The 21,681-nt window shown below is 63.3% G+C and carries 18 protein-coding genes; 8 read left to right on the forward strand and 10 right to left on the reverse strand.

Going from position 1 to position 21,681, the window contains the following annotated elements; all coding sequences use genetic code 11:
* The first annotated feature begins 2 nt into the window (after positions 1 to 2).
* Positions 3 to 2,957 (forward strand): bifunctional [glutamine synthetase] adenylyltransferase/[glutamine synthetase]-adenylyl-L-tyrosine phosphorylase, encoded by a 2,955-nt coding sequence (locus NKK50_RS20165; RefSeq protein WP_023816449.1) that lies wholly within the window; start codon positions 3 to 5, stop codon positions 2,955 to 2,957.
* Positions 2,958 to 3,021: 64 nt separating this feature from the next.
* A complete protein-coding gene (locus tag NKK50_RS20170; RefSeq protein ID WP_023754798.1) occupies positions 3,022 to 3,495 on the forward strand; it encodes an EF-hand domain-containing protein in 474 nt (157 codons plus the stop codon).
* Positions 3,496 to 3,598: 103 nt separating this feature from the next.
* On the opposite strand, the gene NKK50_RS20175 is transcribed toward NKK50_RS20170, so the two are convergent.
* Positions 3,599 to 5,920 (reverse strand): PAS domain-containing sensor histidine kinase, encoded by a 2,322-nt coding sequence (locus tag NKK50_RS20175; protein ID WP_023670189.1) that lies wholly within the window; start codon positions 5,918 to 5,920, stop codon positions 3,599 to 3,601.
* Between the two features lie 310 nt (positions 5,921 to 6,230).
* Positions 6,231 to 8,870 (reverse strand): aminopeptidase N, encoded by a 2,640-nt coding sequence (pepN, locus tag NKK50_RS20180; RefSeq protein WP_023834431.1) that lies wholly within the window; start codon positions 8,868 to 8,870, stop codon positions 6,231 to 6,233.
* Between the two features lie 37 nt (positions 8,871 to 8,907).
* On the opposite strand from pepN, the gene NKK50_RS20185 reads away from it, so the two are divergent.
* Positions 8,908 to 9,120: a hypothetical protein gene (locus tag NKK50_RS20185; RefSeq protein WP_155922471.1), complete on the forward strand. Its 213-nt coding sequence runs from the start codon at positions 8,908 to 8,910 to the stop codon at positions 9,118 to 9,120.
* A 170-nt stretch (positions 9,121 to 9,290) separates the two neighbouring features.
* Complete coding sequence (locus NKK50_RS20190; RefSeq protein ID WP_245274179.1) at positions 9,291 to 10,193, forward strand: DMT family transporter; 903 nt, start codon at positions 9,291 to 9,293, stop codon at positions 10,191 to 10,193.
* 19 nt (positions 10,194 to 10,212) lie between these two features.
* On the opposite strand, the gene NKK50_RS20195 is transcribed toward NKK50_RS20190, so the two are convergent.
* The 3 genes from NKK50_RS20195 to NKK50_RS20205 form a co-directional block, all read right to left on the reverse strand.
* Positions 10,213 to 11,025, reverse strand: a complete 813-nt coding sequence (locus NKK50_RS20195; protein ID WP_023834429.1) for a helix-turn-helix domain-containing protein — start codon at positions 11,023 to 11,025, stop codon at positions 10,213 to 10,215.
* A 225-nt stretch (positions 11,026 to 11,250) separates the two neighbouring features.
* Positions 11,251 to 12,129: a uracil-DNA glycosylase gene (locus tag NKK50_RS20200; protein ID WP_023670194.1), complete on the reverse strand. Its 879-nt coding sequence runs from the start codon at positions 12,127 to 12,129 to the stop codon at positions 11,251 to 11,253.
* A gap of 141 nt (positions 12,130 to 12,270) precedes the next feature.
* On the reverse strand, positions 12,271 to 12,825 hold the full coding sequence (locus NKK50_RS20205) for a hypothetical protein (protein ID WP_032889263.1): 555 nt from the start codon (positions 12,823 to 12,825) through the stop codon (positions 12,271 to 12,273).
* Between the two features lie 302 nt (positions 12,826 to 13,127).
* Between NKK50_RS20205 and NKK50_RS20210 the strand changes: the two genes are divergently transcribed.
* Positions 13,128 to 14,807: an electron transfer flavoprotein-ubiquinone oxidoreductase gene (locus NKK50_RS20210; protein ID WP_023727629.1), complete on the forward strand. Its 1,680-nt coding sequence runs from the start codon at positions 13,128 to 13,130 to the stop codon at positions 14,805 to 14,807.
* 143 nt (positions 14,808 to 14,950) lie between these two features.
* Positions 14,951 to 15,550: a DUF922 domain-containing protein gene (locus tag NKK50_RS20215; protein WP_023692824.1), complete on the forward strand. Its 600-nt coding sequence runs from the start codon at positions 14,951 to 14,953 to the stop codon at positions 15,548 to 15,550.
* 25 nt (positions 15,551 to 15,575) lie between these two features.
* Here NKK50_RS20215 and NKK50_RS20220 read toward each other — a convergent pair whose 3' ends face one another.
* The 5 genes from NKK50_RS20220 to NKK50_RS20240 all read right to left on the reverse strand — a co-directional run bounded on the left by NKK50_RS20220 (position 15,576) and on the right by NKK50_RS20240 (position 19,421).
* A complete protein-coding gene (locus NKK50_RS20220; RefSeq protein WP_155923585.1) occupies positions 15,576 to 16,589 on the reverse strand; it encodes an endonuclease/exonuclease/phosphatase family protein in 1,014 nt (337 codons plus the stop codon).
* Between the two features lie 139 nt (positions 16,590 to 16,728).
* A complete protein-coding gene (locus tag NKK50_RS20225) occupies positions 16,729 to 18,189 on the reverse strand; it encodes an AMP nucleosidase (protein ID WP_023731828.1) in 1,461 nt (486 codons plus the stop codon).
* Positions 18,190 to 18,466: 277 nt separating this feature from the next.
* Positions 18,467 to 18,661: a hypothetical protein gene (locus NKK50_RS20230; RefSeq protein WP_023670200.1), complete on the reverse strand. Its 195-nt coding sequence runs from the start codon at positions 18,659 to 18,661 to the stop codon at positions 18,467 to 18,469.
* Positions 18,662 to 18,700: 39 nt separating this feature from the next.
* The gene (locus NKK50_RS20235) at positions 18,701 to 18,853 is read right to left on the reverse strand and encodes a hypothetical protein (protein WP_023670201.1); all 153 of its coding nucleotides are present in this window, start codon (positions 18,851 to 18,853) and stop codon (positions 18,701 to 18,703) included.
* 226 nt (positions 18,854 to 19,079) lie between these two features.
* Positions 19,080 to 19,421 carry a DUF2147 domain-containing protein gene (locus NKK50_RS20240; RefSeq protein WP_023731827.1) on the reverse strand — a complete coding sequence of 114 codons (342 nt, stop codon included), beginning with the start codon at positions 19,419 to 19,421 and terminating at the stop codon, positions 19,080 to 19,082.
* 437 nt (positions 19,422 to 19,858) lie between these two features.
* Here NKK50_RS20240 and NKK50_RS20245 point away from each other — a divergent pair, with 437 nt between their 5' ends.
* Positions 19,859 to 20,125 carry an SEL1-like repeat protein gene (locus tag NKK50_RS20245; RefSeq protein WP_023747480.1) on the forward strand — a complete coding sequence of 89 codons (267 nt, stop codon included), beginning with the start codon at positions 19,859 to 19,861 and terminating at the stop codon, positions 20,123 to 20,125.
* Positions 20,126 to 20,511: 386 nt separating this feature from the next.
* Complete coding sequence (locus NKK50_RS20250; protein ID WP_023687260.1) at positions 20,512 to 21,633, forward strand: ABC transporter substrate-binding protein; 1,122 nt, start codon at positions 20,512 to 20,514, stop codon at positions 21,631 to 21,633.
* Positions 21,634 to 21,681 lie beyond the last annotated feature (48 nt).

The raw sequence follows: 21,681 nt of genomic DNA on the forward strand, positions 1-21,681 counted from the left end.
GGATGGCTGCGAAACGGATCGAGACCGAATGGCGCCTGCAACTGGCGGCGCAGCTCGCGCCGCTGGATGAGACCCGCGCCCGGCGTGAACTGTCGGAGATCGCTGGCGATGCCAAGGACGAGAACCTGCCGCGTCTGGCGAAATTCCTAGGGGGCAAGGGCGCCGCACAGGAGTTTCTCGCTGCCGTCTTCGATCTCTCGCCCTTCCTCCGCGATGTCGCGCGCCGCCGGCCGCAAATCCTCGACGCGCTGTTCGATGACGGTGTCGAGGCCAGGCTGACCAGCATTGCCGAAGCGATCGGCAAGGCCGCCTTTGCCGAGACCGTTTCCGAATCCAGCCTGATGATGGAACTCAGGCAGTGGAAGGGTGAAGCTCACTTCCTGATCGCACTTGCAGACCTCTCCGGCGAGGCCGATACCGCGCTGACGGTAAGGCGCCTCAGCAATCTCGCCGATGCCTGCACCTGTGCGGCGGTCGACTTCCTGCTGCGCGAGGCGCACAGCCAAGGCAAGCTCAAATTGCCCGATCCCGAAAATCCGTCACGGCAATCCGGCTGGATCGTGCTCGGCATGGGCAAGCTTGGCGCGCATGAACTGAATTTCTCCTCCGACATCGACCTCGTCGTCTTCTTCGATCCGGATGCGCCGGCAATCGTCGATCCGCTCGACGCCACAGAGCTGTTTGCGCGCCTGACCCGCAGGCTGGTCCGCATCCTGCAGGACCGCACCGGGCACGGCTATGTCTTCCGCACCGATTTGAGGCTTCGTCCCGATCCAGGCTCGACGCCGCTGGCGATCCCGGTCGAGGCAGCACTTCGCTACTATGAGGCGCGCGGCCAGAACTGGGAGCGCGCCGCCATGATCAAGGCGCGTCCCGTGGCCGGCGATCTCGATGCCGGGGATGCGTTCCTGCGGGAATTGCAGCCCTATGTCTGGCGCAAATACATGGACTATGCGGCGATCGCCGACGTTCATTCGATCAAGCGCCAGATCCATGCCCACAAGGGTCATGGCGAGATCGCGGTCAAAGGACACAACGTCAAGCTCGGCCGCGGCGGCATTCGCGAAATCGAGTTCTTCGTCCAGACCCAGCAACTGATCGCCGGCGGCCGTTTTCCGGAGCTGCGCGGCCGCGAGACGGTGCCGATGCTGGGTGCGCTGGCGGCGCGCAACTGGATCACCGCCGATGCACGCAACGCGCTCACGCAGCAATATTGGTTTCTGCGCGGCGTGGAACACGCCATCCAGATGGTCGCCGACGAGCAGACGCATATTCTGCCCGACGATGATGAAGGGCTGGAACGCATCGCCCATATGCTGGGCTTTGCCGATGCCGCCAGATTTGCCGAAACCTTTCGCGCGGCTTTGCATGAGGTCGAGCGCCATTACGCCGCGCTGTTCGAGACTGCGCCTGAATTGTCGGCCGGCGTCGGCAATCTGGTCTTCACCGGCGATGTCGACGATCCCGACACGCTGCAGACCTTGCATGGCCTTGGCTTCCAGCGGCCAAGCGACATCTGCCGCGTCATTCGGGGCTGGCATTTCGGCCGCTATCGCGCCACCCAGTCGGCGGAAGCGCGCGAGCGGCTGACCGAACTGACGCCGGCGCTGCTCAAAGCCTTCGGCCAGACGCGCCGGGCCGACGAGGCGCTGGTTCGCTTCGATGAACTCCTCGCCGGCCTGCCCGCCGGCATCCAGCTGTTTTCGCTGCTGCAGTCGAATCCCGCTCTGCTGAAGCTTATGGCGACGATCATGGGCGCCGCGCCTCGGCTGGCGGCAATCATCACAAGGCGCCCGCATGTCTTCGACGGTCTGCTCGACCCGGCGCTGCTCACCGAACTGCCCAACCGCGCCTATCTCTCAGCGCGGTTGGCCGCTTTCATCGATGGCGACAGGCCCTACGAGGATGTGCTTGACCGGCTGCGCATCTTTGCCTCCGAGCAGAAATTCCTGATCGGTGTCAGGCTGCTCGCCGGCTCGATCGACCCGGCGCGCGCCGGCCGCGCCTTTTCCGATCTCGCCGACCTCACCATCGACGCCGCATTGCAGGCGGTGACCACCGAATTCGCGCTGCGCCACGGCCGCATCGCCGGCGGCACCGTGTCGCTGCTCGGCATGGGCAAACTCGGCAGCCGCGAGCTCACCGCCGGCTCCGATGTCGACCTCATTCTGCTCTACGACCACGACGCGAATGCCGACGAGTCCGACGGCGACAAGCCGCTCGCACCATCGCACTACTATACCAGGATGACGCAGCGGCTGATCGCGGCTGTCTCGGCGCCGACCGCCGAAGGCGTTCTCTACGAGCTCGACCTGCGCTTGCGGCCATCCGGCAACAAGGGGCCGGTGGCCACCCACATCGATGCCTTCAAGAAATACCAGCGCCAGGAGGCCTGGACCTGGGAGCACATGGCGCTGGCCCGGGGGCGCGCCATCGGCGGCGACGCGGCCCTTTGCGCCGAGGTCGAGGCCGAGGTGGCGGCACTTCTGGCCTTGCCGCGCGACGCCGCCAAGGTGAGGGCGGAGGCATCCGAGATGCGCGCGCTGATCGAGAAGGAAAAATCGCCGCGCGATCTCTGGGACATCAAGCTCATCTCCGGCGGCCTCATCGACCTCGAATTCATCGCGCAGGTGGCGGTTATAACCGGGCAGGTCGAAGCCGGCCGCAGGGTGACCGCGACCGGCGAAATCCTGGCGCATCTGTCGCCGGATTTCGCCGAGGCTGACGTCAGGCAGCAGCTTTGCGAAGCCTACCAACTCTATCTGGCGCTGACCCAGATGACGCGGCTTTGCCTCACCGGTGCATTCGAACGCGATGACGTTCCGCCGGGATTGTCGGATCTGCTTCTGGCGGTGACTGACCTGCCGGATTTCGGTGTGCTGGAAGCACATCTCAAGGAAACGTCGCAAAAGGTCAGAAAGGATTTCGACCTTTTGCTTCGTACGAAACGGTTGTGAGGGCGTGAAGCGCTGGCGGCTGTTTCGGATCGCATCGGGGGTGACGATGCAACAGGAGATACCCATGAGAAAGACAACCGGACTTGCCCTTGCCTTCATCGCGCTTGCCGGCGCCGTCGGCACCACCGCCTATGCCGAGAACAATGCCAGCGCCAGAATGCGCGAGGGCACCATGATGCGCCTCGACAAGGCGATGAAGGATTCCAACGGCACCATCAGCTTCGACCAGTTTTCCGACGCCATGAACGCGCGGCTGAAGAAGCTGGTCGCCGATAATGGCGGCAAGCTGACAGTCGCCCAGCTCGCTGACGCGCTGGAGAAGGCGCGGTTCGAGGAAATGGCCAAGCGCATCGTTGCCCGCTACGACAGCAAGGGCGACGGCACGCTGACCACGGACGACATCACCGGGCGCGAGAAAAAGGTGTTCGCGATGCTCGACCGCAACAATGACGGCAAGATCGAGCGCAACGAACTACCGAAGAACGGCCGCATGGGCCGCCACCACCAATGGGACGGCGGCGACGACAGCATGGAGTGAGTGGCGATATGTCTCCGGCGGCGAAAGCCGCCGGAGCCCTTACATGACCGCGGCTACTCAGTCCTTGAACGCGGCGGAGAGCACCGCTGGCATTGGCGGGCCGTCAGGCCGCCGCCTTCACCGCCGGCTGCGCCTTCTTCACCGGGATGCGCACCGACACGATGGTGCCGACGCCTTCGGTCGAGCGGATTTTCAGCGCTCCTCCTTGCAACTCGGCCAGCGAGCGCGAGATGGCAAGGCCGAGGCCGGAACCGGCGTGGTTCTTCGAAAACTGGTTCTGCACCTGTTCGAAGGGGCGGCCAAGCTTGCTCAGTGCCTCCTTCGGAATGCCGCAGCCATTGTCCTCGATGGTCAGCACCAGCGCGCCTGACGTGTTGCGGGCGCGCACCGAGATATGGCCGCCCTGGCCGGTGAACTTCACCGCATTCGACAGCAGATTGATGGCGATCTGCTTGATCGCCCGGCGGTCGGCGAACAGCGTCATCGTATCGGCGATGCGGGTTTCGACCGTGATCGATTTCTCCGCCGCCTGCAGCGAGATCACCCGCACCGTCTCGCGGATCAGCGGGCAGAGATCGATTTCCTCGCGGTCCACCGAGAATTGGCCGGCTTCGATCTTCGACATATCGAGTATGTCGTTGATGACGCCGAGCAGATATTTGCCGCTGCCGTTGATGTCGTTGGCATATTCCTCGTAGCGCGGCGAACCGAGCGGCCCGAACAGGCCTTGTTCCATCAGTTCGGAGAACCCGATGATGGCGTTGAGCGGCGTGCGCAGCTCGTGCGACATGTTGGCTAGGAATTCGGATTTGGCCCGATTGGCGGCCTCGGCGCGCTCGGTTTCCTTCATATATTCGCGGTTGAGCTCGACCAGTTCCTTGGCGCGCTCTTCCTCGGCCCGGCGGGCGAGGCTGAGGTCGTGGATGGTCGCCATCAGCCGGCGCTCGCTGTCGACCAGCTTTTCCTGGTGCAGCTTGATCTGGGTGATGTCGGAGCCGACGGAGACCGTGCCGCCGTCCCGGGTCCTCAGTTCGTTGACCTGCAGCCAGCGGCCGTCGGAGAGCTGCCGCTCGAAGGTTGCGCCCCCTTGCGGCCCGTTGGTGTTGGCCAGCCGCCGTTCAGAGGCGAAGGCCAGCATGCGCTCTTCAAGCACGGCGCGCGCAGCGCCCGGCATGACGTCGCGGTCCGACAGGCCGTTGTCCTTCTGGTATTTGGAATTGCACATGATCAGGCGCTGGGCGGCATCCCACAGCACGAAGGATTCGTTGATGTTTTCGATCGCGGTCCGCAGGCGCAGGTCGGCCGCCTCCGAGCGCAGCGCCAGATGCCGCTGCTCGGTGACGTCGACGGCAATGCCGATCAGCTGGATCTCAGGCGCTTCCGGGTCGATCACCTGGGCCCTGGCGCGCATCCACACCCACTGGCCGTCGGCGTGACGCATCCGGAACACCTGGTCGATATGGTCGATCTCGCGCTCGACGATTTTGTTGGCGAGCTCGAACAGGTCGCCGTCCTCGGGGTGGATGATGTCGTCGACCTCGCCGAACGACAGCATCGAGTTGCAGGGCTCGTAGCCCAGCATGTCGTACATCGAGCGCGACCAGTACATCTTGCCGCGCACCATGTCCCAGTCCCACAGGCCGCAGCGACCGCGAACCAGCGCCATGTCGATGCGCTGATGGGCTTCGAGATAGATGCGGTCGGCTGTCTGGGCGCGCGATGCCTGGCCGAAATAGGCGTAGAGGATGATGATCAGCACGCCGGCTGTCAGCACAAACAGCGTGACGTTGAGCGAGACGGTCTTGCGCCAGTTGTCGAACACCGCTTCCTGCGGCACCAGCACGGCGGCGGCGTTCTTGCGGTCCCGGGTCAGGCTCACCGCCGCGTACCAGTCCTGGCCGCCGATGCTGACATCCATGACCCCGGCGCGGTCGCCGAACATGAACAGCGGCTGGCCGTCCAGCACCAGGCTGTCCAGCGATCGCCCTTGCCAGCCGGTCGACAGCGGCGACACGGCAATGATCTTGAAGGCGCTGTCGGTGATCACAAGCACATGGCTTCTGCCCATGGCGCCCTGGCGGCTCGTGCTTTCCAGAAGATCAATTGCACCGCTGGATGCCGCGGTCGGGTCGGCCGAGATTGCGTTCGCCATCTGGCCGGCGGCGAGACCTAGCACCGCCTTGCCGTCGCGCTCGGCCTCGTCGCGCTCGTTCATCAGCGACAGCACGCGCAGTGCGGCGATGACGATCAGGAAGATGATGATGAGAGCCGGTATCGAACGGCGCAGAAGGGGTTCGGCAGCCAGGAGCCGCCGGTAGGCTGGTTCAGCGATGAGCCGCGTATTGCCGGCGAGGCCGTCGCCTCGCGCCTTGCGCCGCTCAAAAGCCGTCCCTTCGGGCGCGCCCCACGCGTCCGCCTTGGCCATAAATGGCACTCCCCGAATTTCCGTACGCTTGACGATCCGGCAACACCGCACATCCGAATCGTCTGTAAAGAATCAAAGGTGATTCGCCTTGTCCAGAGGCGCGGCCGAAAAACATTAAAAATTGATTGAAATAACGCTGAAATCCCTCCCCTTGAGGGGAGGGTGGCCCGAAGGGCCGGGTGGGGTCCTCGGCGAAGCGCTCGACTCTCTCAATCACGGTCGAAGTTGGTCGAGGTCGCGCACTGCCGCAACGACCCCACCCGTCCATCCGCCTTCGGCGGCTGTCCACCGTCCCCTCAAGGGGGAGGGATCAGGCCAGCGTTCGCTCCACAATGTCCCGCAAATCCGCCGACAGGTTCTCGGCACCGGCGATGGCCAGCAGCGCTTCCCTGGCCTTGGCTTGCCTGCCCGGCTCCAGCGAGCGCCACGAGCGCAGCGCTGTCGCCAGCCTGGCCGCCACTTGCGGATTGCGTTTTTCAACCTCGAGTACGGTCTGGGTAAAAAACCGGTAGCCTTCGCCATCGGCGCGGTGGAAGCCGGTCTGGTTGGCGCTGGCGAATGTGCCGACCAGCGAGCGCACCCGGTTCGGATTGGCCATCGAGAAAGCTGCGTGACCAGTCAGCTCGCGTACCGTGTCGACTGTCCGGCGTCCCGGCACGCTGGCCTGGATCTGGAACCATTTGTCCATGACCAGCGGATCGGCGCCATAACGCGCCTCGAAATCGGCCAGCGCCTTGATCGCCTCCGGCGAACCGTCATGGCGGTGCGCAAGGACGGTCAGCGCTGCGGCGCGGTCGGTCATGTTGGTCGCGGTTTCGAAATGCCGGGCGGCGAGCGCAGCACCTTTCGGCAGCAGCGAGAGGTAGTCGAGCAGGATGTTGCGCAGCGCGCGGCGTCCCGCACTTGCCGCGTCGGGGCTGAACGGCCCGTCGCCGGCGAGGCGGCCGTATAGGTCGGTGAACGTTTGCTGATTGGCGCGCGCGATTGCCAGCGCCAACGCCTCGCGAGCGGCAAAGATGGCGTCGGGATCGATGTTCGTGCCGATGTCGCGGGCAATGTCGGCCTCGCCCGGAAGTGACAGCGCCAGCGCCCGGTAGGCAGGTTCCAGGGTCTCGTCGCCGGCGATCTTGCCGGCAAGTCCGGTCAGCCTGGCGGTGAAAGCCGGCTTCGCGCCGCCGAGGATCTGGCGGAAGGCCGCTATCAGCGCATCGGTGAGCAGCGTGTTGAACGCCTGCCAGCGCGCGAAGGCATCGCTGTCATGGCCGGCGAGGAAGAACTGGTCGTCGGCCTTCTGCTCGACCGAAAGTGTGATCGGCGCCGAAAAGCCGCGATTGAGCGACACCGCCGGCCGCTCGGCGACGCCTGAGAAGCGCACCATGTGACGGCGCTTGCGGATGTGGATAACGCCGTCCTCGACGGTGGCTCCCTCGACGCCATCATAGGCGACCGGCTCACCGCCCGCGCCGACCAGCCCGAAGGCGAGCGGAATGTGCATCAAGCGCTTGCGGCTCTCCGACGGTGTCGGCGGCACCGACTGCTCGATCTCAAGCGTAAACTCGCGCGTCGCCGGATTGTGCGTCGAACTGACGGTCAGGTTCGGCGTGCCCGCCTGGTGATACCAGAGCGCGAACTGCGACAGGTCGCGCCCGGAGGCGTCCTCGAACACCTTCAGGAAGTCCTCGATCGTCGCGGCCTCGCCATCATGGCGCTCGAAATAGAGGTCCATGCCGGCGCGGAAAGCCTCGGCCCCGAGGATAGTGCGGATCATGCGCACGACTTCCGAGCCTTTTTCGTAGACCGTCGCCGTGTAGAAATTGTTGATCTCGCGGTAGCGGCGCGGCCGCACCGGATGCGCCAGCGGTCCCTGGTCCTCGGGGAACTGGTGTGCCCTCAGCGTGCGCACTTCGGCGATGCGCTTGACCGCGCGCGAGCGCTGGTCGGCGGAGAATTCATGGTCGCGAAAGACCGTCAGCCCTTCCTTGAGGCAGAGCTGGAACCAGTCGCGGCAGGTGATCCTGTTGCCGGTCCAGTTGTGGAAATACTCATGCGCGATGATCGCCTCGATATTGGCGAAATCGGCATCGGTGGCGGTTTCCCGGTCGGCCAGCACATACTTGTCGTTGAAAATATTGAGGCCCTTGTTCTCCATGGCCCCCATGTTGAAGTCGGAAACGGCGACGATGTTGAAGACGTCGAGGTCGTATTCGCGGCCGAAGGCCTGCTCGTCCCATTGCATCGAGCGCTTCAGCGCATCCATGGCGTAGCCGGCAAGCCCCTCCTTGCCTGGCTCGACATAGATGCCGAGTTCGACCTCGCGCCCGGACATGGTGACGAAACTGTCCGCAACCTTGCCGAGATTGCCGGCCACGAGCGCAAACAGATAGGACGGCTTGGGGAAGGGGTCGTCCCAGACTGCAAAGTGCCAGCCGTCGGCAAGCGCGCCGCTTTCGACCGGATTGCCGTTGGAAAGCAACAGCGGCGCTTCGTCCAGCCTCGCCTCGATACGCACGGTATAGACCGACAGGATGTCGGGGCGGTCGAGGAAATAGGTGATGCGGCGAAAGCCCTCGGCCTCGCATTGCGTGCAATAGACATTGCTGGAGCGGTAGAGGCCCATCAGCGCCTCATTGCTGGCCGGCGCGATCTCGGTCTCGAGCAGCAGCTGGAAACGGGGCGGCGGCCTCAAAATGGTCAGCTGGTCCGGCGTGGCGAGATACTCGGCCGGGGCAAGCTCGCGACCGTCGATGGCAATGCGCTTGAGCACCAGGCCGTCGCCGTCCAGCACCAGCGACGTCGAGGCGGCGGCGCCATCGCGGCGTTCGATCGTCAGCACTGCGGTGACACGCGTTGCGTCTGGCGAAAGGCGGAAGGTGAGGCCGGTTTGCGGGATGGAAAAGTCGTTGGGGCGGTAGTCTTCGAGCTTGAAGACCTGGCCGGTATCGGTTCGCATTCCCTTGGGTTTCCCTGTCGCTATCGGAGCCGCTGACGTGTCCTGGCCCATTAAATCTAAAGTTGCGCGCTCTTTACACGAAACGGTCACTCGACAAAACTGCGCCAATGCCTATTTCGGGGCGTTCCCCTTCCGCCATTATCGTGAGGCCTTGATGACCGTCGTCACATCGAAGTTCGGCATGGGCGCCTGTGTACCGCGTCGTTCGACGCGCATCTCAGCGGAGATCCGGGAAGCAACAAAACAGTGAAAGCCGGGCCTGGAGACGAAGCGGGCGGGAAACTGTCCGATCATCCCGGCGCGCATCGGCCCAAAAATCAATGTCGATTTTTGGAAAGCACGATGCGCAGATTCAAAGTGTCAGAGCGTCCTTTGCGCGTCGAAGACGACGCGCGGCGCTCTAATGTTCTCACCGGGATCATGCTCAAGATCATGTCGGTGGCGGTCTTTGTCAGCATGCAAACCTGCATCAAGGCCGCCGGCACTTTGCCGGCCGGCCAGATCGTCTTCTTCCGCTCCTTCTTCGCCATCTTCCCGATCATCGTCTTCCTGGCCTTCACGAGAAAACTGGGCACGGCGTTTGCCACCAAACGCCCGCTGAACCACATCGCACGTGGTGTCGTCGGCGTCTGCGCCATGGGGCTCGGCTTCTTTGCGCTGACCCGGCTGCCGCTGCCGGAAGCGATCACGCTGAACTATGCCCAGCCTTTGCTGGTGGTGGTGTTCTCCTCGCTATTCCTCGGCGAAGCCATTCGCGTCTATCGCTGGAGCGCGGTTGCGGTCGGTCTGGTCGGCGTGCTGATCATCTCCTGGCCGGAGCTGACGCTGCTCACGTCGGGCGCCGCGCTCGGCGACCAGGAGGTGCTGGGCGTCATCGCTGCTCTTGTTTCTGCGGCAATCTCCGCCAATGCCATCCTGCTCGTGCGCAATCTGGTTCAGACCGAACGGACAGCGACCATTGTGTTGTGGTTTTCGGCGACGGCGAGCGTCATGGCGCTGTTTTCGCTGCCTTTCGGCTGGCAGGCGCTGACGCTATTGCAGACCGGCCTTCTGGTCGCCGCAGGCTTCTGCGGCGGGCTGGCGCAGATCCTGATGACGGCAGCCTATCGCCACGCCGAGGCCTCGGTGGTGGCGCCGTTCGAATACACCTCGATGATCCTCGGTGTCGTCGTCGGCTATTTCGCCTTTGGCGATATCGCCACCTTCAACACGCTCGTCGGCGGTGTGATCGTCGTTGCCGCCGGCATGTTCATCATCTGGCGCGAGCGCCAACTCGGCCTGGAACGCACCCGAACGCGCAAGGCAGCGCCACCACAGGGGTGAGGAGGTCCGCGGGGTTGGCTCAGTTAGCTTCCGCACGTTCCTTCGCCAGCCGCACCAGCACCGCTCGCGTCTGCTCGTCGGCCGGGAAGAAAGACTCGATCGCCAGTTCCGACAGCGTCACGTCAAGCGGCGTGCCGAAGACGGTGATGGTGCTGATGAAGGACAGCACCTGGTCGCCATGCGCCAGCCGCAGCGGATGGACGATGCCGTTGGGCTCGACCGGCACCGGCCGCGCACCCTTGAGCCCGGACGGATAGGTTCGCAATTCGCGCTCCAGCTCGACCAGGACGGGACCGCCGGCGGCATCGTTCTGGTGTTTCAGCCGCTCCAGCAGATGCGCCCGCCATTCCGCGAGATTGACGATGCGCGGTGCGATGCCGTTCGGGTGCAGGCTGAGGCGCAGCACATTGACCGGCGGCTGGAGCAGCGACGGCTCGGCAACATCGGCCAGAAACGGGCCGATGGCGGCATTGGCGGAAATCAGGTTCCAGTGCCGGTCGACGGCCAGGGCGGGGAACGGCTCATGCCCTTTGAGCACGCTCTCGACCGCGGCAAGCGCCGGCGCCAGCGTCGTATCTGTGAGTGGCCGCTCGCTGAAGCTCGGGGCAAAGCCGGCAGCCAGCAACAGCTGATTACGCTGCCGCAGCGGAATCTCAAGCTGCTCGGCCAGATGCAGCACCATCTCGCGCGAGGGCGCGGCGCGGCCGCTTTCGACGAAGGAGAGATGACGCTGGGAAATCTCAGCCTCCATTGCGAGATCAAGCTGGCTCATGCGCCGGCGCGTGCGCCATTCGCGGATCAGGCTGCCGGCGGAGGTTTGGACTGTTGTCATGGGAGGATGAGTAGGCCGGGGCGGGCGGTATTTCAATTACCTCTGAGGTCATTGGCGCGGTTCTCCCTTCTCCCCCTGTGGGAGAAGGTGGCCGAGCGAAGCTCGGTCGGATGAGGGGTGTTCCAGGGAACGCCAACGTCTCACTCCGCTGGAACACCCCTCATCCGTCTCGGCGCTGCGCGCCGATCCACCTTCCCCCACAAGGGTGGAAGGAAGAGGCGCGCCTCACCCCACCTCCCGCAACTTCGCCTTCACCTCGAGAAAGTCCCGCCAGGCTAGCTTCTTGTGCGCAGGGGTCCGCAAGAGATAGGCCGGGTGCAACGTCGGCATGGCCGGAATGGCAGTGCCCGACACCGTCGTGTGCACCTGCCAATTGCCGCGCAGGCGCAGGATGCCCTCGGTAGTGTTGAGCAGGGTTTTGGCCGAAGGGCCGCCGAGATTGACCAGCACCTTCGGATTGACCAGCTCTATCTGCCGCTCAATGAAGGGACGGCAGATTTCGGTCTCGTGCGGCGTCGGCGTGCGGTTGCCGGGTGGCCGCCAGGGAATGACGTTGGCGATATAGACCGAAGTCCGGTCAAGCCCGATCGCCGCCAGCATGCGGTCGAGCAGCCGGCCCGAGCGGCCGACGAAGGGCAGGCCCTCAATATCCTCGTCGCGGCCGGGCGCCTCGCCGACCAACATCACCGAACCTTCCGGATTGCCGTCGGCAAAGACCAGGTTCTTGGCGGTGAATTTGAGGTTGCAGCCATCGAACGACGCCATGTGCTGGCGCAGTTCGTCGAGCGTCGAGGCACTTGCCGCCATTTGCCGGGCCAGGGCCGCCTGTGCCTCGTCGGGCACCGTCGCCATGGCCGGAACGGAACGCGCCGGCGCGTCCGGCACCCGGCTTGCGTCCAGCCCGGGGCTGGCGGCGGCTTGTTCCGGAAACTTGTTTTCGCGAGGCGGCGCGGCAGGCGCCGTTGTGCGCTCGGGGCGCTTCGGTGCTGCCCCGGCAAACCGGTTCACCGGCGCGTCCTCCAACGCTTCGTCGACACCGGCAGAGGCGTAGAAGGCGAGCAACTCGGCCAGGTCGGATCGGTTGTTGGGGGAGGCGGCAGTCATGCCGGGCACATTCGTCCGCCGAGAGACGATTTGCAAGGTTGGGCGGTTAGTAATCTCCCCCTCAAGGAGGGAGATTACGCGCTCGTCGGCTTTCGCCAATCACGAAGGGCATTTCGTGGCGATTTTCACGGCGTCTGCCGCTTACCCCGTCGGTATCCGCGGATCCTGCACCAGATAGAACGTCCAGCGCGGCGTGTAGTCGGTGATCAGAAACTGGAAGCGTCCCCTCTTCAGCGGGTCGATCTGTCCACTCTTGAACAAGAGCCGGTCATAGGGTTCGAAATCGCGGTCGAAATCGGCGTACGCGCTCGACAGGATGTTGTCGGGCGTCTTGTTGCGCTGGTCGAAGGACAGGCCGTCGCCGAACACGCTCGGCTGGTTGAGTATCTCCTGCAGCTCGAACTGGAATTCGACCCAGGCCTGGCCGCTGTTGTTGAGCACCTCGATACGCATGTACAGGATGCCGTTGGCGAATTCGCCGTTGGTGCTGAACGGCTGGATCGGTTTGGTGGTGCGGATGGTGAGCGTCACCGGCGTCGACGAATTCAGCTCCTCGGAGATGACCAACGGATCTTCCTTGGTGCCGGTGCCCGAGGCGCCGGTGATGTGGAAACCGCCAAGCTCGTCGGAAAAGGAATAGGCGCCGGTCGCCCACACCTTCACCGGCTCGGCCTGAGCGCGAACCGGCGTAAGCATTGAAAGGGCGAGAAGGATCGCTCGGCAGGTCCGGCCGGGCGGAAGGGGGAAGCGCGTCAATGAATAGCCGGACGGCGTGCGCATGGAAATAAGTATGGCCGATAAGAGAGCCGTCGAACAATTAAAATATGGGACGCTGAGCGCGGCCGCGCGCAAAACGCTTGCGGCAGAGTTGTTATCCGCGACTTTTTGTCGAAATCGGCATTGTCACGTCAGCGCCGGTTTCCTGTCGCGGATTGATGCGCTATGCAGCGCAGGAGCCAGCAAAATGCCGGAAACGGTTGGCCAGAGCGGAGGGGTTGATGAGCGAGATCGAACGCGAGAGCATGGAATTCGACGTGGTCATCGTCGGGGCCGGCCCGGCGGGCCTTGCCGCAGCGATCCGTCTCAAGCAGGTCAATCCCGAGCTTTCCGTCGTGGTGTTGGAAAAGGGCGGCGAGGTTGGTGCCCACATTCTGTCAGGCGCCGTCGTCGATCCCATAGGCATCGACCGCCTGTTGCCGGGCTGGCGCGAGGAAGATGGCCACCCCTTCAAGACGCCGGTTACGGCCGACGATTTCCTGGTGCTCGGCCCCGCCGGCTCGTTCCGTCTGCCCAATATCCTGATGCCGCCGCTGATGAACAATCACGGCAACTACATCGTCTCGCTCGGCAATGTCTGCCGCTGGCTGGCAACCAAGGCTGAAGCGCTAGGCGTCGAAATCTATCCGGGCTTTGCTGCCGCCAGCCTCGTCTACAACGATGCCGGCGCGGTCACGGGCGTCGTCACCGGCGACATGGGCGTCGAAAAAGACGGCACACATGGCCCGGGCTTTGCGCCGGGCATGGCGCTGATGGGCAAATACGTGCTGATCGGCGAGGGCGCGCGCGGTTCGCTGTCCAAGCAGCTGATCGCAAAATACAAACTGTCCGACGGCCGTGAGCCCGGCAAGTACGGCATCGGCCTCAAGGAGCTGTGGCAGGTCAAGCCCGAGAACCACCGGCCGGGCCTGGTGCAGCACTCCTTCGGCTGGCCGCTCGACCTGAAGACAGGCGGCGGCTCCTTCCTCTACCACCTCGAGGATAACCAGGTCGCGGTCGGCTTCGTCCTGCATCTCAACTACAAGAACCCCTGGCTGTCGCCCTTCGAGGAATTCCAACGGTTCAAGACGCATCCGGCGATATCGCGCACCTTCGAGGGCGCCAAGCGCATCGGCTATGGCGCGCGCGCCATTACCGAAGGCGGCTGGCAGTCGGTGCCGAAACTCTCCTTCCCCGGCGGCGCGCTGATGGGGTGTGCGGCGGGCTTCGTCAACGTGCCGCGCATCAAGGGTTCGCACAATGCGGTGCTGTCCGGCATGCTGGCGGCCGAGCATGTCGCGCAAGCGATCGGCTCCGGCCGCGCCAATGACGAACTGTCGTCTTATGAGGACGCCTGGCGCGCGACCGATATCGGCAAGGATTTGAAGAAGGTCCGCAACGTCAAGCCGCTCTGGTCGCGCTTCGGCACCATTATCGGCGTCGGCCTCGGTGGTCTCGACATGTGGCTGAACACGCTGTTCGGCTTCTCGCCCTTCGGCACGCTGAAACATGGCAAGGCCGATTATGCCACGCTTGAGCCCGCGGCCAAGCACAAGAAGATCGCCTATCCCAAAGCGGACGGCGTGCTGACCTTCGACCGCCTGTCCTCGGTGTTCCTGTCCAACACCAATCACGAGGAAAACGAGCCGGTGCATCTCATCGTCGGCGACATGGAGTTGCAGAAGCGTTCCGAGCATGATGTCTTTGCCGGGCCTTCGACCCGCTATTGCCCGGCCGGTGTTTACGAATGGGTCGACAAGGACGGCAACGCCGCCGCCGATCCGTCTGCCAAGGATGTGCGCTTCGTCATCAACGCGCAGAACTGCGTGCACTGCAAGACCTGCGACATCAAGGATCCCAACCAGAACATCAACTGGGTGCCGCCACAAGGCGGCGAAGGCCCGGTCTATCAGGGCATGTGAGCCCCACCGACCGGGGCCGTCTCGACCAGCAAAAATGGCGGCGATGGCCGGGTTTACCAAGGCATGTAAGGCGCTCGGCGCCAAAGATTGTTGAAACCGTCGTCTGCTTGTGGTCTCATTGCCGCGTCCATGGGGAAAATGGCATGCGCGTGTTGGTCTTGTTTTGCGTCGCCGTCATAAGCGCGGCCTGCGGCGTCGTCGGGACGGCGTCGGCGGGGGTGAAAACCGTCGTCAAGACGCGAACCTATGACATCACCGGCACGACAGGTGCCGGTCTGGTTATCGCCATGAACCGCAGGGGCCCCAAGCACGGTTTCATGACCCACGCCATCGCGCAGACAAGCTACACCGCCGACTGGAGCCTGGACGTGGGTCAGGTCAACGGCGTCTGCCGCCTGCGCCAGGCCAATGGAACGCTCAACATCGCCTACACCTACCCGCGCGTCGCCTCGGCCGTCACGCCGGCGCTGCGCAAACGCTGGAACCGGTTTTTCACAGGCGTTCTCGCTCATGAAGGAACCCATGGCCGTATCGCCGGGCAGATGATGCAGGCTGCCGAGCGGTCGGTTCGCGGCCTGAAATTTGCCAACGATCCGCAATGCAACAAAACGCGCGTCGAAGCCACGCGGCGCTTGCAAGCCACTTCCAAGCTCTATGAGGCAAAACAGATCGCGTTCGACGCGCGCGAGCACAGTGAAGGCGGCCATGTCGAGCGCATCATCGAGGCCTTGGTAGGCTTGTGAAACCGTAAGCCCCGTGGCGTACGATCTAGCCGCCCATGTTGGGCTGGATCAGCGACACAGTCGCGGTAGAATCCTCGTCGACCGGCTTGGTCTCGTCGCGCATCAATGAAAATTCCACCATCACCGGCAGATGGTCGGAGCCGGTCTCTTCCATCTGCGTCGACGACAGGATGGTCACCCCGCCCTTCGAAAACACCTGGTCGATCGGCAGGCCCGCATAGCGCCGCAGGAAATCGGGCAGGGTCCGGTGGATCCAGGTCGGTCCGGCCGACGGCATCACGGTCAGTCCGCCGAGCGAGGCAACGCGCCGTACCGCGGCGCTCCACGGCACGGCATTGCAGTCGCCGGCCATGATCGCCGTCTCGCCGAGCGAGGTGAGCGTCTCGGTCAACTCGCCGATCTGCCAGTATTGTTCCTTCGGCCACGGCCAGCTCAAATGGATCGCCGCGACATCGACCGGAGTGCCGCCGAAATCGACGGTGGCGGCCGCCATCGCGCCGCGCGGTTCGCAATGCGGCTCGGTGCCGGCCGCAAAGGGTCGCCGGGACAAAAGCGCCACGCCCCACACGCCCTCGGGATGGGCGCACAGGATGCGATAGGGATAGGCGTTCTGGATATAGCCGAGTTCGGTCGCCCACATGGCCGATACTTCGTCGAGCGTGATCACGTCTGGGTTGGTCCTGGCGATCAGCGAAAGAACCTTCTTGGGTGTCGGATTGTTGAAACGCAGGTTCATCTGCAGCAGCCGGTAGACCGGTTCGTTGCCGGGCGCGGCGTCATTGGCGGCCTGCACCGGCCACAGGCGCGGCAAGGTGCTCAACGTGCTGGCGAAGGCGGCCACGGCCAGCAGCAGGCCCACGCCCGCCTGCAGGCGAAACGAGGTGGCGAGCAGCGGCAGCGCAATCAGCCCCATCAGCACGGCAAAATGGATGCGGAAATGGGCGAAGGAATCGAAGGCCGGATGCAGTGCGCCAAAGAACCCGGCTACAAGCGCGGCCGAGAGGCCGAGCATTGCCAGGAACGCCATTGAAGCCATCATCTTTCGCACGCGTGCCATCAGACCGGGTTTGCCCATAGACCGGGTAATACATTGCCGAGGTATCAGGCCTTTATCGGCTGAAATGCGGCCCAATCAAGATGACGAAACGCCTCGCGGCAAACATTTACGGCAAGCCGGTCTACTGAAAGGCCGTCTCCGAAAAGCTTCTCAGCTTGCGCGAATGCAACCGTTCCATCGGCATTTCCGCCAGCTTCTCCATCGCCTTGATGCCGATGGTCAGATGCTGCGCCACTTGCCGCTTGTAGAATTCGGTCGCCATGCCGGGCAGCTTCAACTCGCCATGCAGCGGCTTGTCGGAGACGCAAAGCAGCGTGCCGTAGGGCACGCGGAAGCGGAAGCCATTGGCGGCGATCGTGGCCGATTCCATATCGAGCGCTATGGCGCGCGACTGCGACAGCCGCTGCACCGGTCCGCGCTGGTCGCGCAGTTCCCAGTTGCGGTTGTCGATGGTGGCGACGGTGCCGGTGCGCATGATGCGCTTGAGATCGTAACCGGAAAGTCCGGTGACTTCGGCGACCGCCTCCTGCAGCGCCACCTGGATCTCGGCCAGCGGCGGTATCGGCACCCACACCGGCAGGTCATCGTCCAGCACATGGTCTTCCCGGACATAGGCATGCGCCAGCACATAGTCGCCCAGCGCCTGAGTGTTGCGCAGGCCGGCGCAATGGCCGAGCATCAGCCATGCATGTGGCCGCAGCACCGCGACATGGTCGGTGATCGTCTTGGCGTTGGACGGGCCGACGCCGATGTTGACCATGGTGATGCCGCCATGGTTCGGCTTCTTCAGATGATAGGCTGGCATCTGAGGCAGGCGCGGCGCCGCCACGCCTTCGCTGGGCGCGTTTTGCCCTGCCTTGGTGATGACATTGCCCGGTTCGACGAATTCGGTATAGCCGTGGCCGCCTTCAGCCATCTGGGCCCGCGCGCGGGCGACGAACTCGTCGATGTAGAACTGGTAGTTGGTGAACAGCACGAAGTTCTGGAAATGCTGCGGGCTGGTCGCCGTGTAGTGCGTCATGCGGTGCAGCGAATAGTCGATGCGCTGCGCCGTGAACGGCGCCAGCGGCCTTGGTTCGCCGAACGCGACCTCGAAGGTGCCGTTGGCGATCTGGTCGTCGGTGCCGTCGAGATCCGGCACGTCGAACAGGTCGCGGATCGGCCGTTTGATGCGGTCGGCGGCGGCGCCATCGACATGGGTTCCTTCAAGGAACGCGAAATGCAGCGGGATCGGCGTGGTCGATTCCGAAACCGTTACCGGCACGCCGTGATTGCGCATGATCAGGCGAAGCTGCTCTACGAGATAGCGTTCGAACAGCACCGGCTGGGTGATGGTGGTCGAGAAATGCCCGGGGGTCGGCATGTGGCCGTAGGCCTGGCGCGAGTCGATCTGGGTGAACGAATTGGTGGTGACGCCGATCTCCGGGTAGAAGGCGCGGTAGCGCTTGCTTTCGTCGCCGCCGGCGGCAAGCGTGGCAAAGGAGTCGCGCAGAAACTTGGTGTTGCGGTCGTAGAGCACCTGCAAGGCGGCCACGGCCTTTTTGGCGTCGTCGAAGCTCTGCTTGCCGAAAGGCTCCGGCATGACGACCGATTCGATAGCTTGTGGGTAGATTCGCTTTTCCATGGCTCAATATAGAGACTTGAGGCCGCACTTGGGAGGGGAGGGTGGCCGCCAAGTGGTCGATTTATTCGTCCACGCCCAAGGTGTGCTGAGATTCAGGTAAGGCTGAGCCGGAGTCGAGGACGGGCGCGAAGCGACCAAACTGGTTGGCTTCGAGAACCGGAGCGGAGCGTACTCGAAGCATGTGAGCACCAAGGCCGCCACTTGCAGGCCGGCATCACCTTAATACCGGCACACCTTACCCGCGCTGCAGACTGACCAGCAAGACAAAGCCGACGCCATGCTTCTTCGTCGCCGGCGCGTCGATCGTCGTGTCGGCATTGGCCCGCATCATTGGCATGGCCAGGACCGGCGCCGACAGCACGACCAGGACGAGCGCCGCCCGCGGCAGGAGCCGAAGGGTCTGGAGGGCGTTGATGGCGATGCGGTTCATGGCTTTTGCTTTTCTGTTTGGATCTATGTCTTTGTCGTCTCAGGGGCGAAAATGGTTCATGCAATCGAATTGGCAGGAACTGGCTGCATCCCAGGAACGGGCCGGACGGCCGGATTCGGCCACGAGGATGGCGAAGAGCATCCCGAACAGGCTCATCAACAGGCAGACGATGGTGAAGCGGCGAGCGAGCATTTGCGGAGTGTCTCCTTGAACACGCCATCAAAATGCCCTGATGCGACTGAACCGGCGCTGATGCCGACGTTCATCTGCGGTTCAAAGTGATTGACGATGTTTTAGGGAGAGCATCGGTTCGGGTTTGCGCCGCCGCAAACGGCACGGTCGTCGCTATGGCGCGGACCGTCCTGCAAAAGAAAACGGGGCCTGTGAAGGCCCCGTTGGTCAACTCAAAGCAGCAAGATCAGAGCTTGTGCCAGGTCTGGCTCTTGCAGATCAGCCCGCCGAGCACGCAGCCGCTCATCTTGAGCGAGGTGCCCGACAGTGTTGCCTTGCCCGAATAGGTCTTGTCGTTTGCCGGATCGGTGATGTTGCCGGCATATTTGTTGCCCCCGGCCGCCTTGAGCGAACCGATGGTCTTCCCGGCATATTTGCCGGTCTTCAGCGTGATGGAGAATGAACCGCTGCCGCCGATTACTGCTGTGTCGCCGGCTTGTGTCTTCCAATTGCCTTCGATCGGATCGGCCCAAGCCGCACCAGCCATCATCACGGCGGCCGCCAGGGCCAAGCTCACTTTGCGAAACATGTCTGTCCTCCCTGGTTTAGATGGGGCAGCCGCCTCTCTGCCGCTTACGCAAACGTAAGCTAATCCAGCTCCCGGCAAAACAAAAGCGTGCCGCGACGGAAGGTTTCGCAATTTTCATGCGGGGTCGGGAGAGCGCAGCCCGTGAAAATGAAACGATCGAGGCGTTGGCTTTGGTTTGCGTGGTTAGCAGAGTGTTGATCGGCGCCTTGCAAATTTTCGTCAAATCGATCGAAAAACGGCGGGATTGCTGACTTTGTATCCTTAACGAATTTCCGCGTTTACCTCTTGTTTTAGCTTTGTTTTCTCCAAATTAAGCACGCCATTTAACGACGGATTCAAGGCTCGGCCTCATTCTCGGAAGCATCGAAAGAGCGGCTCCCCAGGGAACACCGGGGGACAGAAGAGGCCCGCTCTCGGGAGCCAGACAGGGGACTAAAATGGCACGTTTTGAAATGCTTGAAGCCGGCTTCGGCGCCATGGGGGCAACTGCCCAGGCCGACATTCTTTTCGAACTGGGCATGATGTATGCGACCGGCCGCGATTGCGAGATCGATGTCGTTGCCGCCCACAAATGGTTCAACATCGCCGCCATCAAGGGCTCGGTCCGCGCCGCGGAACTGCGCTCGGAATTGTCGGCCGCAATGTCCAAGGTCGAGATCGCCAAGGCGCTGCGCGAAGCCCGCGAATGGATGACGATGCACTGAGATCGCGAGCAGATTATCGCAGGCAGATTATCGAAAACAGGGAAGCCCCGGGATCAAGACCGCAAAGACGGTCGGAACCGGTGAAACGACAAGGCCGCGACAAGACGGCCGACCATGAAAGAACAAGAACGCGGCAGGCCGGCACGGTCCAGTCGTGCACAATGGGGACGGCGGGCAGGTTTTCGTGGCGCGGGGGCGCATGGGGACTGCTACGAGCAAAAAGCCACGACCGGCCGGAACAGGCTGGCGTGGCTTTTTGCGTTGATGAGGCCCAATCGAGCGGCGCCGATGCGCCTAGACAGGCCCAATGAAGGATGAAATTGTCCCGCCTTCGGAAAGAAGCGCGGCCAGAGCGGCTGCGCGAGTGTGGGAGGAGTTCTATCACCATGAAAAAAACGGGTATTTTGAGCGCGGCCGTATTTGGCCTGATGATGAGCGCTCCGGTTGCCTTTGCCGATGACATCACCATTTCGGTGGTCGGCCCGATGACCGGACAACTCGCCACGATCGGCGACCAGTTCAAGCAGGGCGCAACGGCAGCCGCCGACGCGATCAACGCCGCCGGCGGTGTCAACGGCTCGATGATCAAGCTCGACATCGAGGACGACCAGTGCGATCCCAAGCAGGCGGTTTCGGTGGCCAACCGGATCGTTGCCAACAGCGTCAAGTTTATTGACGGCCATGCCTGTTCAGGTTCGAGCATCCCGGCTTCCGCCGTCTACGCCGAGGCCGGCGCGCTGATGATGAGCCCGGCCTCTTCAAATCCCGAGCTGACCGATGCCGCCGCCAAGGCCGGCTGGCCGACGATCATGCGTCTCTATACGCGTGACGACGCGCAGGGCGCCTTCATTGGCCCGTGGATCGCCAAGAAATATGCCGGCAAGAATGTCGTTATCCTGCATGACAAGAGCGCCTACGGTCAGGGCGTTGCCGATGCCGTGAAGGCGACGATGAATGCCGGTGGCCTAAAGGAGATCGACTATGAAGGCATCAATGCCGGCGAGAAGGATTATTCGGCTCTCGTCACCAAGCTGAAGGACCTCAAGGCCGACGTTGTCTATTTCGGCGGCTATCACCCGGAAGCCGGGCTTATCCTGCGTCAGTCGGCTGAGCAGAGCGTCAAGTTCCAGCTGATCATGCCGGATTCGATCGCCTCGCCAGAATTCTGGCAGGTCGCCGGCCCCGCCGGTGAAGGCACCCTGTTCGTCTTCCCGTCGGACCCGCAGGCCAAGCCGGAAGCCAAGGAGGCCATCGCCAAGATCAAGGCGGGCGGCTTCGTGCCGGAAGGCTTTACGCTGTTCTCCTACGCCGTCGTTCAGGCGTTTGCAGAGGGCGTCAAGCGCGCCGGAACGGACGATCCGGTCAAGGTAGCCGAAGCGCTGAAGAACGGCACGCCGTTCAGCACCGTGGTCGGCGACGTGACCTTCGACGAGAAGGGCGATCTGAAGAACGCCAGCTACGACATCAACCAGTGGCACGACGGCAAATACGCACCGATCGCGCAGTAAGCGGCCGCGTACTCATGGCAATGGCCGGGCTTGTCCCGGCCATTTTTC

The organism is Mesorhizobium sp. M0001, assembly GCF_040324255.1.
In the GTDB taxonomy this organism is placed as follows: Bacteria; Pseudomonadota; Alphaproteobacteria; order Rhizobiales; family Rhizobiaceae; genus Mesorhizobium.